The sequence below is a fragment of the Kitasatospora sp. NPDC004289 genome (assembly GCF_053602875.1).
In genome coordinates this window covers 73,618-87,386 of sequence record NZ_JBSGEL010000010.1, presented here as the reverse complement: position 1 = coordinate 87,386, position 13,769 = coordinate 73,618, and the positions used below count along the sequence as shown (strand labels likewise).

The following is a 13,769-nucleotide window of genomic DNA, read 5'->3' as shown; positions in this document are numbered from 1 at the left end:
AGCTCAGATGCTTACTTCGGACCGTGATTTAACGTGTGAGAAAAGCTGGCGTCAAGAGTCCGCGCAGCGATAGATTCGAGTCAGGAGGGAGACCAGATGGCAGAGCGAGGCAAGCAGACCGTCCGTGACCTGCGACGGGGCAGCCGTTCCACCCTGTTGCACCGGCTGTACTTCGAAGGTCCGCTGAGCAGACAGGAGTTGGGGCGGATCAGCGGCCTGAGCGGCGGCTCGGTCAGCAACGTGGTGGGCGAACTGATCGCCGACGGGCTGGTGGAGGAGTGCGGCTCGGTCGACTCCGACGGCGGCCGCCCGCGGATCCTGCTCCAGGTCACCCCCGACCGGGCGCACCTGATCGGGGTGGACGTGGGCGAGACCCAGGTGCGGGTCGCGCTTTTCGACCTGGCGCTGACCGAGCTGGCCGCCAGCGACCACCCGCTCTCCGACCACGGTCACGACGTGGACCACGTGGTCGAGCTGATGCTCACCGGCATCGGCGAGGTGCTGGAGCGCACCGGAGTGGACCGCGGCACCGTGCTCGGGGTCGGCATCGGCGTGCCCGGCATCGTGGAGCAGGGCGAGCCCGACTCGGACGGGTACGGCGTGGTGGTGCACAGCCAGACCGTCGGCTGGGACGCCGTGCCGCTCGGCCGGCTGCTCCGGGCCGGCACCGACCTGCCGCTCTACGTGGACAACGGCGCCAAGACCCTGGGGCAGGCCGAGATGTGGTTCGGTGCCGGGCAGGGTGCGCGGCACGCGGTGGTCGCGCTGTTCGGCTCCGGCGTCGGGGCCTGCGTGATCGCCGACGGCTCGCGCTTCCGCGGCGCCACCAGCAGCGCGGGCGAGTGGGGCCACACCAAGGTGCACGTCGGCGGGCGGCTCTGCCGGTGCGGCTCGAAGGGCTGCCTGGAGGCGTACGTCGGCGCGGAGGCGCTGGTCGAGCGGTGGGGCGCGGCGCCGCCCGGCAGCTCGGAGAAGGAGGGCCTGGCCGCCCTGCTGGCCGCCGCCGAAACGGGCGACCCGGCGGCGGAGGCCCTGCTCGCCGAGGCCGCCGAGTACCTGGGCGCGGCCATCGCCGACCTGGTCAACCTCTTCAACCCCGAACGGATCGTGATCGGCGGCTGGGCCGGGCTGCTGCTCGGGCCGCGGCTGCTCCCGGGCATCGAGGCCGCCGCCACCGAGTACGCCCTGCGCTTCCCGCGCGCCCAGACCACCATCACCCTGGGCCGGCTGGGCCCGGACGCCGTCACCGTGGGCGCGGCCACCCTGCCGCTGACGCACTTCCTCACCTCGGGCGGGGAGCTCCGCCGGCTCGCCCCCGCGTAGCGGGAACCGGCTGCCGACCGGAGTCGCCGCCTCCGGCGGGTCTCCGGCTCGAGGCGCGGGAGCGGGACGGGGCGAGATCCGGACGGGGCGAGGGGCGGCGGCGCGGCGAACTCCGGAGGCCGTCCGCACGGGTACGCGCAGGGTCCCCCACCTGCGCGAACTCCCTTCCAGGAGCCCGCACTTGGGCGTACACGTCGGGTCTCCCCGGTTTCCGTCAGGTTTCCACCGGGTGCTTGACAGCCGCGAGTTGGGCCCTCCAGACTCCCACCGGGGAGCGCTCTCCGAAGATCCGCCGGTGTGTAGTGTCCACCGTCCGCGCCTCCCGACCCCCACCCCCCACCCACCGCAGGAGAAGCCCGTGAGGCTCACCTCGGCACGCGGCACGGCCGCGACCGCCACCACGCTGGCACTGCTCTCCGGAGCACTGCTCGCCCTGCCCGGCACCACCGCCCACGCCGCCGACGCCCTGATCTCCCAGGGCAAGACGGTCACCGCCTCCTCCACCGAGAACGGCGGCACCGCCGCGGCCCTCGCCGTGGACGGCTCCACCGCCACCCGCTGGTCCTCCGCCGCGAGCGACCAGCAGTGGCTCCAGGTCGACCTCGGCGCCGGCTCCACCATCAGCAAGGTGGTGCTCAACTGGGAGGCGGCGTACGGGAAGTCGTACCAGATCCAGACCTCGGCCGACGGCAACGCCTGGACCACCATCCACACCACCACCAACGGCACCGGCGGCGTGGAGACCCTGAACGTCACCGGCACCGGCCGCTACGTCCGGATGAACGGCCTGACCCGGGGCACCGGGTACGGCTACTCGCTCTGGGAGTTCCAGGTCTTCGGCACCCAGACCGGCGGCTCCACCTGCTCCACCACCGACGCCGCCCAGGGCCGCCCCACCACCGCCTCCTCCACCGAGAACGGCGGCACCCCGGCCTCGGCCGCCACCGACGGCAACTCCGGCACCCGCTGGGCCTCGGCGGCCAGTGACCCGCAGTGGCTCCAGGTGGACCTCGGCTCGGTCCAGCAGCTCTGCCGGGTGGTGCTCAACTGGGAGGCCGCGTACGGGAAGTCGTACCAGATCCAGACCTCGGCCGACGGCAACGCCTGGACCACCATCCAGAGCACCACCAACGGCGCGGGCGGCACCGAGACCCTGGACGTCTCCGGCTCCGGCCGCTACGTCCGGATGAACGGCCTGACCCGGGGCACCGGGTACGGCTACTCGCTCTGGGACTTCAAGGTCAACACCGGCACCGGCCTGCCCCCGATCCAGGGCGGTGGCGACCTCGGCCCCAACGTGATCGTCTTCGACCCGTCCACCCCGAACATCCAGGCCAAGCTGGACCAGGTCTTCCAGCAGCAGGAGTCGGCCCAGTTCGGCAGCGGGCGTTACCAGTTCCTCTTCAAGCCGGGCACGTACAACAACCTCAACGCCCAGGTCGGCTTCTACACCTCGGTCAGCGGCCTCGGCCTCTCCCCCGACGACACCACCATCAACGGTGACGTCACCGTGGACGCCGGCTGGTCCAACGGCAACGCCACCCAGAACTTCTGGCGCTCCACCGAGAACCTGGCCCTCAACCCGGTGAGCGGCACCGACCGCTGGGCCGTCGCCCAGGCCGCGCCGTTCCGCCGGATGCACGTCAAGGGCGGCCTCAACCTGGCCCCCAACGGCTACGGCTGGGCCAGCGGCGGGTACATCGCCGACAGCAAGATCGACGGCCAGATCGGCAACTACTCGCAGCAGCAGTGGTACACCCGGGACAGCTCGATCGGCGGCTTCTCCAACTCGGTCTGGAACCAGGTCTTCTCCGGCGTCCAGGGCGCTCCCGCGCAGAGCTTCCCGAACCCCGCCTACACCACCCTGGACACCACCCCGGTCTCCCGGGAGAAGCCCTTCCTCTACCTGGACGGCGCCGACTACAAGGTCTTCGTCCCGGCCAAGCGCACCGACGCGCGCGGCACCAGCTGGGGCAACGGCACGCCGCAGGGCAGCTCCGTCCCGCTCTCCCAGTTCTACGTGGTGAAGGCCGGCGCCACCGCCGCCACCATCAACGCGGCGCTGGCCCAGGGCCTCAACCTGCTGTTCACGCCCGGCGTCTACCACGTCGACCAGACGATCAACGTGACCCGCCCGGACACCGTGGTGCTCGGCCTCGGCCTGGCCACCCTCGTCCCGGACAACGGCGTCACCGCGATGAAGGTCGCCGACGTGGACGGCGTGAAGCTGGCCGGCTTCCTGATCGACGCCGGCACCGTCAACTCCCCCACCCTGCTGGAGGTCGGGCCCACCGGTGCCTCGGCCGACCACACCGCCAACCCCACCACCGTCCAGGACGTCTTCGTCCGGGTCGGCGGCGCGGGCGCCGGCAAGGCCACCACGGCCGTCGTGGTCAACAGCGACGACGTGATCGTGGACCACACCTGGCTCTGGCGGGCCGACCACGGTGACGGCGTCGGCTGGGAGACCAACCGCTCGGACTACGGTCTGATCGTGAACGGCGACGACGTGCTGACCACCGGTCTGTTCGTCGAGCACTTCAACAAGTACGACGTGCAGTGGTTCGGCGAGCGCGGCAAGACCATCTTCTTCCAGAACGAGAAGGCCTACGACGCCCCCAACCAGGCCGCGGTGCAGAACGGTTCGACCCAAGGCTACGCCGCCTACCGGGTCGGCCCGGACGTCCAGACCCACGAGGGCTGGGGCCTGGGCAGCTACTGCTACTACAACGTGGACCCGAGCATCCGCCAGGAGCACGGCTTCGAGGCCCCGGTCCGCCCGGGCGTGAAGTTCCACGACCTCTCGGTGGTCTCGCTGGGCGGCAACGGCCAGTACAACCACGTGGTCAACTCCACCGGCGCCGCCACCTCGGGCACCGGCACCACCCCGTCCACCGTGGTCTCCTTCCCGTGACCCCGGCCCGCTGACGCGGCGGCCCGCCCCCACCTCGGCGGAGGTGGGGGCGGGCCGGCGGCCTGCGGTCAGGCCAGCTTCTTCATCTGCCGCGCGATCGCCGGGAGTTGCTCGTCGGCCGCCCGGTGCGAGTGCAGCAGGGCCTGCCCCGCCTCGGTGCGCAGCCGGCCGGCCAGCCGGACCGGCAGCGAGACGGTGAGCAGGTGACCGCTCCCCTCGAAACCCTCCACCAGCCAGGAAACCCAGGGGAGTTGGACGCTGGCGGCCGGGCTGAAGGCGATCGGCCGGTGCCCCTCGAAGGCCAGCTCGTAGACCCCGGAGCGGGACCAGGTGGAGAGGGTGAAGGTCTTGGCTCCCGGGTCGAAGCCGAGCGGGACGCACTCGCGCAGCCGCTCCCGGCCGAGCCCGGCGAGGAAGTCACGGTTGGTCCGCAGGCTGAGGTGGTCGGTGAGGAAGCCCTCCACCCCGGCCCGGATCTCGGCGGCCAGCGCGGCCGGATCGGCGTCGGCCGGGCAGCTCAGCACGATCTCCCCCAGCACGTTGCCCAGACCGCCGGCCGGCAGGCCCAGGTGGCGGCGCACGTTCACCGGCAGCACCAGGGTGCGGGCCTCGTGGTCCTCGTCCAGTCGACGGACCGCGGTGACCACATGGGCGCAGAGCACGTCGTTGACCGACAGCCGGCGCCCCGCCGACTCCTCGAACCCGGCCCGCAGCCGGGCGACTTCGGCGTCGGTGAAGTACACCTGCACGGTGCGGTTGGCCCGGGCCGCGACCGCGAACTCCCGGCCCAGCAGCTCCGCCTCCTCAGGCCCGGGGATCCTGAACCCCAGCCGCCCGGAGTCCCGCTCGGGCAGCACCGAGGCCAGGTACGCCTCCCGGTCCTCGACCGGCAGCACCTCCGGCAGCTCGGCGCCGTGCACCGCCGCCGACCAGGCCCGCATCAGGGTCATGAAGGTCTGGACGTCCCCGAGCACGTGGTGCCAGGAGCATCCCAGCGCCGTCCCGCCGTCCGCGAGGCGGGTCAACCGGACGGTGAACAGCGGGAGTTCGCCCTCGTGAACGGCCTGGGCGGCGACGTGGTCGACGTACCCGGAGGCCGCCAGGGTCATCCGGCCGAGCGCCTCGCCCAGGGCCTCGGGGGCGTCCGCCGAGACCATCGGGACGCCCGCGTCGGAGCAGACGATCTCCAGGTCCGCACCGGTGCTCCGCAGCCGTCCGGCGAACATCGGCACCCGGCCCAGCGCCACCGCCAGGCCGTCCGCGAGCCGCTGCTCGTCCAGCGGGCGGTCGTAGAAGAAGACGACGGAGACCGCCAGCTCGGCCAGCATCGCGTCGGAGACCCCGCAGCGGATCACCTCGCCGGAGGCCGTCCCGGCCCGGACGGTGCGCACTCGCTCGGTGGTGGTACTGGTGGTGGTCATGGCTGGCCCTCCCGGTGGTTGACCGGCACGATAGCGGCTAACCCAGGTGGTCTACACCATTCGAGAGGCGTACGAACCTCCGCCCGGCACCGAGCAGTTCCGGCAGCACGGCGGCGAAGCCGGCGGCGGTGCCGTGCCCGGGCCGGTTGACGTGCGCGATCACGATCGCCCCGGGGCCGACCGCAGCCAGCGCCTGCCGCACCTGGCCAGCACTGAAGGTGGCCCCCGCGTCGGCGTTCACGGTGAACCCGGCCACCCGCTCGCCCAGCTCACCGACCACCCGGACGGCGGTCTCGTCGTAGTGCGCGGTGCCGGAGCGGAAGAAGCGCGGCGGACGGCCGGTCAGTTCGGCCAGCCCCTGGTGGTTGGCGGCCACCTCGTCGTAGACCTCGCCGACGTCCCGGGTCCCGGCGATCCCGTACGCGGAGCGGCCGTCCACCGAGAGCGGGCGGTGCGCGGTGCCGTGGTTGGCCAGCTCGAACAGCGGATCGGCGGCCAGCTCCCGGGCCCGCCCCGGATCGGCCGCCAGCCAGCGCGCGTTCACGAACAGGGTGGCGGGCACGGCGTGCTGACGCAGCGTCCGCAGCAGCGCCTCGTCGCACCCGCTGCCCCCGGGGCCGCCGCAGGCGTCGAAGGTGAGTGCGACCTCCTCCCCCGCCAGGCGGTCGAGCACGCCGGGCACGTCCGTCCCCCAGCGCCCGGCGGGCTGCCCGCCGTACCGGGCGACCACCTCCGCCCGGGTCGGCGGGGGCGCGGGCGACGGGCTCGGCGACGGGCTCGGCGGGGCGGAGGACGGCGGGGCCGAGGACGCGGCGGGTGACGGTGGTGCCGTCACCGGGCCGCCGCAGGCAGCCACCAGGCCCACCGTCACCCCGCCGAGGAGCGCCCTGCGACTCACTGACATCCCGTCACCGTAGGCGCGGGACCGGTCGGATCAGAGCCAGCCGCGCTGGCCGCCCACCGAATGGAGCCACTGGTGCAGGTACCCGGCCCAGTCCGTGGCGTTCACGTCCGCGTGCGCGACGGTGAAGGAGCGGAAGGTGTCGGACCCCTCGGTGAAGAGGCCGCCCTTCTTGTCCATCTCCAGCACCACGTCCACCGCGTGCTCGTCCGCCACGAAGGAGAGCTCGACCTGGTTCAGGCCCGGGTACTGCTGCTGCGGCGCGAAGAACTCGATCTCCTGGTAGAACGGCAGCCGCTGGCGGGTGTTGCGGATGTGGCCGCGCTCCAGGTCCGCGCTCCGGAAACCGAAGCCGAGCCGGCCGAACGCGTCCAGGATCGCCTGCTGCACCGGGAGCGGGTGGACCACGATCGGGTCGAGGTCGCCCGCGTCCACCGCGCGGTCGATCGCCAGCTCGGTGTGCACGCCGAGCACCATGCCGCGAAGCTGCTGCCCGCCGACCGCCGTCACCGGCGTCTCCCACGGCACCGGGATCGCGAACGGCACGGCGTGCAGCGCGCCCTCCTTGAGCTCGAACTCCCCGCCGAGCCGGGTCGGCTGGAAGCGGATGTCCTGGTGGTGCTCGCCCTCGCCGCTCTCCACCTCGACCCGGGCCTGGAGGCTGAGGGTCAGCCCCTCGATCCGCTGGTCCACCTTGCCGCCCTGGATCCGCACCTCACCGTGGAGCGTGCCTCCGGGCAGCACGTTCGGGTCGGCGAGGACCGTCTCCACCGAGGCACCACCGGCCCCGAGACCGGCCAGCAGTCGCTTGAATCCCATCGCGCTTCCTCTCATCGGATCTGCCCCGAGTCTCCCACCTCATCCCCGAATGTCGGAAGTCCCGACCCATCGGTGCGGCATTGTTACGATCAATTCCCTTGAACAGCAAGGGAATTCACCTAACATTTCCCCCGGCCAGCCGAAACGGGCCTTCCACGGGGGAGGAAATCACACATGACCGGATTCACCGGTTCCAGGGTGCGCACGGCACTGGCCTCAGCCGGAACGTTCGCGCTCGTCCTGCTCACCGCACCTCCGGCCGGTGCCACCACCGGCGCGCCGGCCGTTCCCACCGACCTGTTCAACGGGCTGAACTTCTGCTCCACCGCGCCCGGAGCCCCCACCCGTCTGTGGGGTGGCAACGGGGTCGAGCTGATGGGAGTCCCGCAGCACACCGACCCCACCGGGCACCCCTACCTGGCCGCCGAGTACCGGTTCTGGCCCGTCGAGGACCCGGCCCGGACCGCCACCCTCACCAGCACCGAGGTGAGCACCCGCTTCGAGGCCCCGGTCACCGTGCCGATGGCGGCGCTCACGGAGGGCCCCACCTACGGCTGGGCGGTGCGCAGCGTGGCCGGGAGCGAGGTCTCCGGCTGGTCCGCACCGTGCTACTTCGCCGTCGACAACACCCGCCCGGCCACCGCGCCGCTGGTCACCTCCTCGAACTACCCCGAGGGCCAGTGGAGCGACGGCGGCGAGCCGGTCGAGTTCACCTTCGACGCCAACGGCACGGGGGACGTGGCCGGGTTCGAGTTCTCCTGGGGCGAGCTGCCGGTGCACGGCACCGCGATCGGCCAATACGGCATCCCCAAGCCCACCGACCCGTACGCCGACGCCGACCACTACGTCCGCGCCGACCGGCTCGGCGGCCGGGCCACCGTCAAGCTGCTGCCGCCGGCCGGCTGGTTCTCCCGCCACACCCTCACGGTGGTGAGCCTCGACCGGTCCATGAACCAGTCCTCCCGGGTGACCTACCAGTTCAACCTGCGGTCCACCGCCCCGTCCGTCGCGGCCGTCCCGCCGCTGGTCGAGTTGGGCACCACCGTGCCGCTGCGGCTGACCCCGAACGCGCACGCGCAGTCCGTCAGCCGGATCGTCTCCTACGCGGTGGAGATCGAGTCGGAGGACGACACCCGGACGGTCGAGGTGGCGGCGAGGAAGGACGGCACGGCCGTCCTTCCGGTCCTGCTGACCGAGGGGACCAGCCTCCGGGTGTCCAGCCGGAGCGCCAACGGCTGGATCAGCGACGAGCGTTGGTGGTTCAGCGGCGAGGCGGTCGCCACCGGCGTCGGCTCGGCGGTCTACCCGGAGAACCGGTGCGGCGGCGGCGTCGGCACCCCGGGCACCTTCACCTTCACCCCGCACGCGCCCGGCGTGGTCTCCTACGTCTACTCCGTCGACGGCGGCGAGGAGCACACCCTCCCGGCCCGCCACCACGGCCGGGCCACCCTCACCACCTGGACCCCCACCGAGAGCGGTGACCACTACCTCGACGTCCGCGCGAGGACGGCCGACGGCCGCGAGTTCGGCTCCCGCACCTACGGCTTCTGCGTGACCTGACCCGTCAGGGGCGCGAGGAACTGCGCGAGTCCGGAAGGCGGACCGGCGTGAGATCGGGGCACGTCAGCCAGTTGCACGTGCTGCCGTTCCCCTTCCGGCCCTCGGCGGTCAGGCGGAGTCGCGGACGACGAGCTCCGGTTCGAAGACCACCGAGGCGGGCCCGGCCGCCGGGTCGGCGACGCGTTCCAGCAGGATGCGGGCCATCTCGGCGGCCATCCGCTCCACCGGCTGACGGACCGTCGACAGCAGGGGCAGCCCGCCGGTGGCCGCACTGCTGTCGTCGAAGCCCACCACCGCCACGTCCTGCGGCACCCGCCGCCCGTGCTCGGCGAGCACCGCGACCGCGCCCCGGGCCATCAGGTCGTTGGCGGCCACCACACCGTCCAGGTCCGGGTGCGCGGCGAGCAGCCGCGCCATCGCCGCCGCCCCGCTGGCCTGCCCGAAGTCGCCCTCGGCCGACGGCAGGTCACCGAGCACCTCGCGCACCCCCGCCTCCCGGTCCCGCCCGGCGGAGATCGCGGAGGGCCCGGCGATGGAGACGATCCGGCGGCAGCCGCGGTCGCGCAGGTGCCCGGCGGCCAGTCGGCCGCCCTCCACGTTGGCCAGGTCGACCCAGCTCAGCCCGTCGGCCAGGCCCTCCGGCGGGCTGCCGAAGACCACCACGGGCAGCCCGGCCTCCACCAGTCGGCCGGGCAGCGGGTCCCCGGCCCGGGTGGAGACCAGCATCGCGCCGTCGGCGTTGCCCTGCCGGAGGAAGGAGAGCACCTCCTCGCGGGCCGCCGCGTCGTCCGCCAGCATCAGCACGGGGTGCACGCCGAGCGGGCGCAGCGCACCGATCACTCCGCTGACGACCCGTCCGAAGAAGGGGTCGGTGAAGATCTCGCCCTGCCCGGGCGCACCGGAGAAGACCAGCGCCACCGCCCCGGCCCGTCTGGTCACCAGGGCGCGGGCGGCCGCGTTGGGGACGTAACCGGTGGCGGCCACCGCGTCCCGGACCACCTGTTGGAGCTCGGGGTCCACGTTCCGGATGTTGTTGATCACCCGTGAGACGGTCGATCGCGAGACCCCCGCCTCCCGGGCCACGTCCTCCAGCGTCGCGGGCCGCCGCGCCAGGGCTTCGCTCATGCGGCCGTTTATAGCACGAGCGGGAGGGCAGTCCCGGCGTGATCGCGGGGGCAGACCCGGTGCGGAACGGGGCAGTCCGGGGCCCCGGAGCACCGGACACAGGAATCTCTCATCTACGATCAGCAAGTGCCCAGCTTGACCGGAACCCCGATCCAGATCGTCGCCGTCGTCCTCGCGGTGGTGGCGTTCGTGCTCACCATGTGGCTCTGGCCGCGGCTCGCGGGGAAGGGGTGGAAGGCCTGGGCCGGGCGGATCGGCGCCTTCCTGGTGGCGCAGGTCGCCCTGCTGGCCGCGATGGGCCTGGTGGCCAACTCCTACTTCGGCTTCTACACCAGCTGGACCGACCTGCTCGGCACCAGCGGCAGCCCCGGCGTGGTGGTGGAGCAGCAGCCCGGCAAGGCGGTGGCGCTGCGCGGGGAGCAGAAGGTGTACTCCTCGCAGGGCTCCTCCCGCGAGCGGGCCGGGGTGATCCAGCAGGTCACCATCAAGGGCGCCAAGTCCGGCATCAGCGGCGACGCCTACGTCTACCTGCCGCCGCAGTACTTCCAGACCGACTACGACCACCGCAGGTTCCCGATGGCGCTGGTGCTCTCCGGCTACCCGGGGTCGGCCGAGAAGCTGATCTCGCTGCTGGAGTACCCGGCCTCCACGCTGGCCGCGATCGAGTCCGGCAAGCTGCCGCCGACCGTGCTGGTGATGATGCGTCCGACCGTGGTCGGCAACCGGGACACCGAGTGCGTCGACGTCCCGCGCGGCCCGCAGGTGGAGACGTACTTCACCGAGGACCTGCCGAAGGCGGTCGCCGCCTCCTACCGGGTGTCGGACCAGCCCGACCAGCGGGTCGCGATCGGCAACTCCACCGGCGGGTACTGCGCCCTCAAGTTCGCACTGCGCAAGCCGGACTCGTACCGCACGGCGATCTCGCTCTCCGGCTACTACACCACCCCGATCGACGCCACCACCGGCGACCTGTTCGAGGGGGACGAGCAGCTGAAGAAGGAGAACGACCTGGTCTGGCTGCTGAAGAACCGGCCCGCCCCGGCGGTCTCGCTGCTGCTGGCCACCAGCTACAACGAGTACAACTACCAGGCCACCAAGGAGATGGTCGCCAACTTCAAGGCGCCGACCCGGATGGCGACCATCACCCTGGACAGCGGCGGCCACAACTTCCACACCTGGACCAGGGAGATCCCGCCCGCGCTGGAGTGGCTCGGCAAGCACCTGACGCAGGTTCAGTCCGCCTGAGTCCCGCCGGGGAACGGGGCGGCCGGATTTGAAAGCGGCTCACAGCCGCCCCTCATCGGAATCTCAGGGGGACGCCCGAGCGTATCCCCATGACCACGACCAGTTCCCCACCTCCGACCAGCGAACCGTGGCCCGAGGCTGCGAACTACCCGCCGCCGGAGCCGCCCGCCGCCCCGACGCCACCGGCCCGGGCCGAGGTCCCCCCGCTCTTCCCCTCCCTTCCGCTGCCGGCCACCGGCCCCGAGGGCCCGGCCACCTGGTCCGCCCGGCTGGCCACCCTCCCGGCCCGCACCTGGCGCGGCCGCCCCGACGACCCGGCCTGGGCCCGCCCGGCGCTGCTCGGCCTGCTGGCCCTGACCGCGGTCCTCTACTTCTGGAACCTGACCGCCAACGGCTGGGCCAACTCCTTCTACTCGGCGGCCGTGCAGGCCGGTTCGCAGAGCTGGAAGGCCTTCTTCTACGGCTCCTCCGACGCGGCCAACTTCATCACCGTCGACAAGGCGCCGATGTCGCTCTGGCCGATGGCGCTCTCCGCCCGGGTGTTCGGCCTCAACTCCTTCAGCCTGCTGATGCCCCAGGTCCTGATGGCGGTGGGCACCGTGGCCACCGTGTACGCGACGGTGCGCCGCCGCTTCTCCCCGCTCGGCGGCCTGGTGGCCGGGGCGGTGCTGGCGCTCACCCCGGTGGCCGCGCTGATGTTCCGCTTCAACAACCCGGACGCGCTGCTGGTGCTGCTGCTCACCCTGGCCGCCTACGGCACCGTCCGGGCCACCGAGACCGCGAGCACCCGCTGGCTGGTGTTCGTCGGCGTGATGCTCGGCTTCGGCTTCCTCACCAAGACCCTCCAGGCCTTCCTGGTGCTGCCCGCCCTCGCCCTGGTGTACCTGGTGGTCGCACCCACCGGTCTCGGCCGACGGGTGGTCCAACTGCTCTACGGCGCGCTGGCGTTGATCGTCTCCGCCGGCTGGTGGGTGGCCGTCGTCGAGCTGGTCCCGGCCTCCTCACGCCCCTACATCGGCGGCTCGCAGGACAACGACTTCCTCTCCGTCACCTTCGGCTACAACGGCCTCGGCCGGATCACCGGCGAGGAGACCGGCAGCGTCGGCGGCGGAGGCCGCCCCGGCGGCGGGCAGGGCGGCGGCATGTGGGGCAGCACCGGCATCAGCCGGCTGTTCGACGGCGACATCGGCGGCCAGATCGCCTGGCTGCTGCCGGCCGCCCTGATCCTGCTGCTGCTCGGCCTCTGGGCCACCCGCCGCGCACCGCGCACCGACGGCGCCCGCACCGCCTTCCTGGTCTGGGGCGGCTGGCTGCTCTGCACCGGCCTGACCTTCAGCTTCATGTCCGGGATCTTCCACCAGTACTACACCGTGGCCCTCGCCCCGGCGGTCGCCGCCCTGGTCGGCATGGGCGCGGACGGCCTCTGGCGAGCCCGGGCCAGGGTCCCGTACGCGACCCTGCTGGCGCTGACCGTAGCCGTCACGGCGGTCTGGGCGTACGTCCTGCTCGGCCGCAGCTCCGAGTTCCTCCCGTGGCTGCGCTGGGCCGTGCTCGCCGTCGGCCTGGTGGCGGCGCTCGTGCTGGCCCTCGCCCCCGTGCTGACCCTGCCCGGCCGCACCGGCGCCCGGCTCGGCGCGGTGGCCGGCCTGGCCGCCCTGGCGGCGGCCCTCGGCGGTCCGGCGGCCTACGCGGTCGAGACCGTCGCGACCCCGCACACCGGCTCCATCGTGACGGCCGGCCCCCGGGTCGAGGGCGGCAACGGCTTCGGGCCGGGCGGCGGCGGGCCCCGGATGCGGATGAACGGCGACGGCGGGGGCTTCCCGCAGGGCGGCACCGGGCGCGGCCAGTTCCCGGGCGGCACGGGGCAGTTCCCGGGCGGCACGGGGCAGTTCCCGGGCGGCACGGGGCAGTTCCCGGGCGGCACGGGGCAGTTCCCGGGCGGCAACGGCCAGCTCCCGCAGGGCGGCGGCCAACTCCCGGGCGGCACCGGCCAGTTCCCCCAGGGCGGCGGCCAGCTCCCCGGCGGCGGCGAGGCCCGGTTCGGCTTCAGCACCGGCGGCATGGGTGGCCTGCTCAACGGCGCCAAGGTCAGCGACGAGGTGGCCCAGCTGCTCAGGCAGGACGCCGACAAGTACACCTGGACGGCCGCCGCGGTCGGCTCCCAGAACCAGGCCAGCTACCAACTCGCCAGCGGCGAACCGGTGATGGCGCTCGGCGGCTTCAACGGCTCGGACCCCTCCCTCTCCCTGGAGCAGTTCAAGCAGTACGTCACCGACGGCAAGGTGCACTGGTTCATCGGCGGCGGCGGCATGGGCGGCGGCGGCATGGGCGGCTCCAACTGGTCCTCCGAGATCGCCTCCTGGGTGACGGAGAACTTCACCGCCAAGACCGTCGGCTCCACCACGCTCTACGACCTGACGGCCCAGCCCAAGGGCTGACGGCCCACCACCACGCGCCCCTC

9 protein-coding genes are annotated in these 13,769 nt (G+C 72.8%); 5 read left to right on the top strand and 4 right to left on the bottom strand.

Translation table 11 applies throughout. The features are described from left to right. Positions 1-96: 96 nt before the first annotated feature. Positions 97-1,323: an ROK family transcriptional regulator gene (locus ACWEPF_RS09490; RefSeq protein ID WP_345289336.1), complete on the top strand. Its 1,227-nt coding sequence runs from the start codon at positions 97-99 to the stop codon at positions 1,321-1,323. A 358-nt stretch (positions 1,324-1,681) separates the two neighbouring features. Then, the gene (locus tag ACWEPF_RS09485) at positions 1,682-4,237 is read left to right on the top strand and encodes a discoidin domain-containing protein (RefSeq protein WP_452172103.1); all 2,556 of its coding nucleotides are present in this window, start codon (positions 1,682-1,684) and stop codon (positions 4,235-4,237) included. Between the two features lie 68 nt (positions 4,238-4,305). Here the strand turns inward: ACWEPF_RS09485 and ACWEPF_RS09480 are convergent, their stop codons facing one another. The 3 genes from ACWEPF_RS09480 to ACWEPF_RS09470 are packed head-to-tail and all read right to left on the bottom strand — an operon-like array spanning position 4,306 to position 7,378. Beyond that, positions 4,306-5,658, bottom strand: coding sequence for an acyltransferase (locus tag ACWEPF_RS09480; RefSeq protein WP_452172102.1), 1,353 nt, complete (start codon positions 5,656-5,658; stop codon positions 4,306-4,308). 37 nt (positions 5,659-5,695) lie between these two features. Beyond that, the gene (locus ACWEPF_RS09475; protein WP_452172101.1) at positions 5,696-6,562 is read right to left on the bottom strand and encodes a polysaccharide deacetylase family protein; all 867 of its coding nucleotides are present in this window, start codon (positions 6,560-6,562) and stop codon (positions 5,696-5,698) included. Between the two features lie 30 nt (positions 6,563-6,592). After that, complete coding sequence (locus ACWEPF_RS09470; RefSeq protein WP_345289332.1) at positions 6,593-7,378, bottom strand: sporulation protein; 786 nt, start codon at positions 7,376-7,378, stop codon at positions 6,593-6,595. 174 nt (positions 7,379-7,552) lie between these two features. Between ACWEPF_RS09470 and ACWEPF_RS09465 the strand changes: the two genes are divergently transcribed. Further along, positions 7,553-8,938 carry a hypothetical protein gene (locus ACWEPF_RS09465; RefSeq protein ID WP_452172100.1) on the top strand — a complete coding sequence of 462 codons (1,386 nt, stop codon included), beginning with the start codon at positions 7,553-7,555 and terminating at the stop codon, positions 8,936-8,938. A gap of 108 nt (positions 8,939-9,046) precedes the next feature. Here the strand turns inward: ACWEPF_RS09465 and ACWEPF_RS09460 are convergent, their stop codons facing one another. Continuing rightward, positions 9,047-10,063 (bottom strand): LacI family DNA-binding transcriptional regulator, encoded by a 1,017-nt coding sequence (locus ACWEPF_RS09460; protein ID WP_452172099.1) that lies wholly within the window; start codon positions 10,061-10,063, stop codon positions 9,047-9,049. Positions 10,064-10,189: 126 nt separating this feature from the next. Between ACWEPF_RS09460 and ACWEPF_RS09455 the strand changes: the two genes are divergently transcribed. After that, positions 10,190-11,308, top strand: coding sequence for an alpha/beta hydrolase (locus tag ACWEPF_RS09455; RefSeq protein WP_345289329.1), 1,119 nt, complete (start codon positions 10,190-10,192; stop codon positions 11,306-11,308). Positions 11,309-11,397: 89 nt separating this feature from the next. Next, positions 11,398-13,746 (top strand): ArnT family glycosyltransferase, encoded by a 2,349-nt coding sequence (locus ACWEPF_RS09450; protein ID WP_452172098.1) that lies wholly within the window; start codon positions 11,398-11,400, stop codon positions 13,744-13,746. Positions 13,747-13,769 lie beyond the last annotated feature (23 nt).

Excerpts from the sequence above, each read along its gene's own strand:
- ACWEPF_RS09465 (WP_452172100.1), top strand. The coding sequence starts at position 7,553 with ATGACCGGATTCACCGGTTCCAGGGTGCGCACGGCACTGGCCTCAGCC.
- ACWEPF_RS09450 (WP_452172098.1), top strand. The coding sequence starts at position 11,398 with ATGACCACGACCAGTTCCCCACCTCCGACCAGCGAACCGTGGCCCGAG.
- ACWEPF_RS09460 (WP_452172099.1), bottom strand. The coding sequence starts at position 10,063 with ATGAGCGAAGCCCTGGCGCGGCGGCCCGCGACGCTGGAGGACGTGGCC.
- ACWEPF_RS09470 (WP_345289332.1), bottom strand. The coding sequence starts at position 7,378 with ATGGGATTCAAGCGACTGCTGGCCGGTCTCGGGGCCGGTGGTGCCTCG.
- ACWEPF_RS09475 (WP_452172101.1), bottom strand. The coding sequence starts at position 6,562 with ATGTCAGTGAGTCGCAGGGCGCTCCTCGGCGGGGTGACGGTGGGCCTG.
- ACWEPF_RS09480 (WP_452172102.1), bottom strand. The coding sequence starts at position 5,658 with ATGACCACCACCAGTACCACCACCGAGCGAGTGCGCACCGTCCGGGCC.
- ACWEPF_RS09490 (WP_345289336.1), top strand. The coding sequence starts at position 97 with ATGGCAGAGCGAGGCAAGCAGACCGTCCGTGACCTGCGACGGGGCAGC.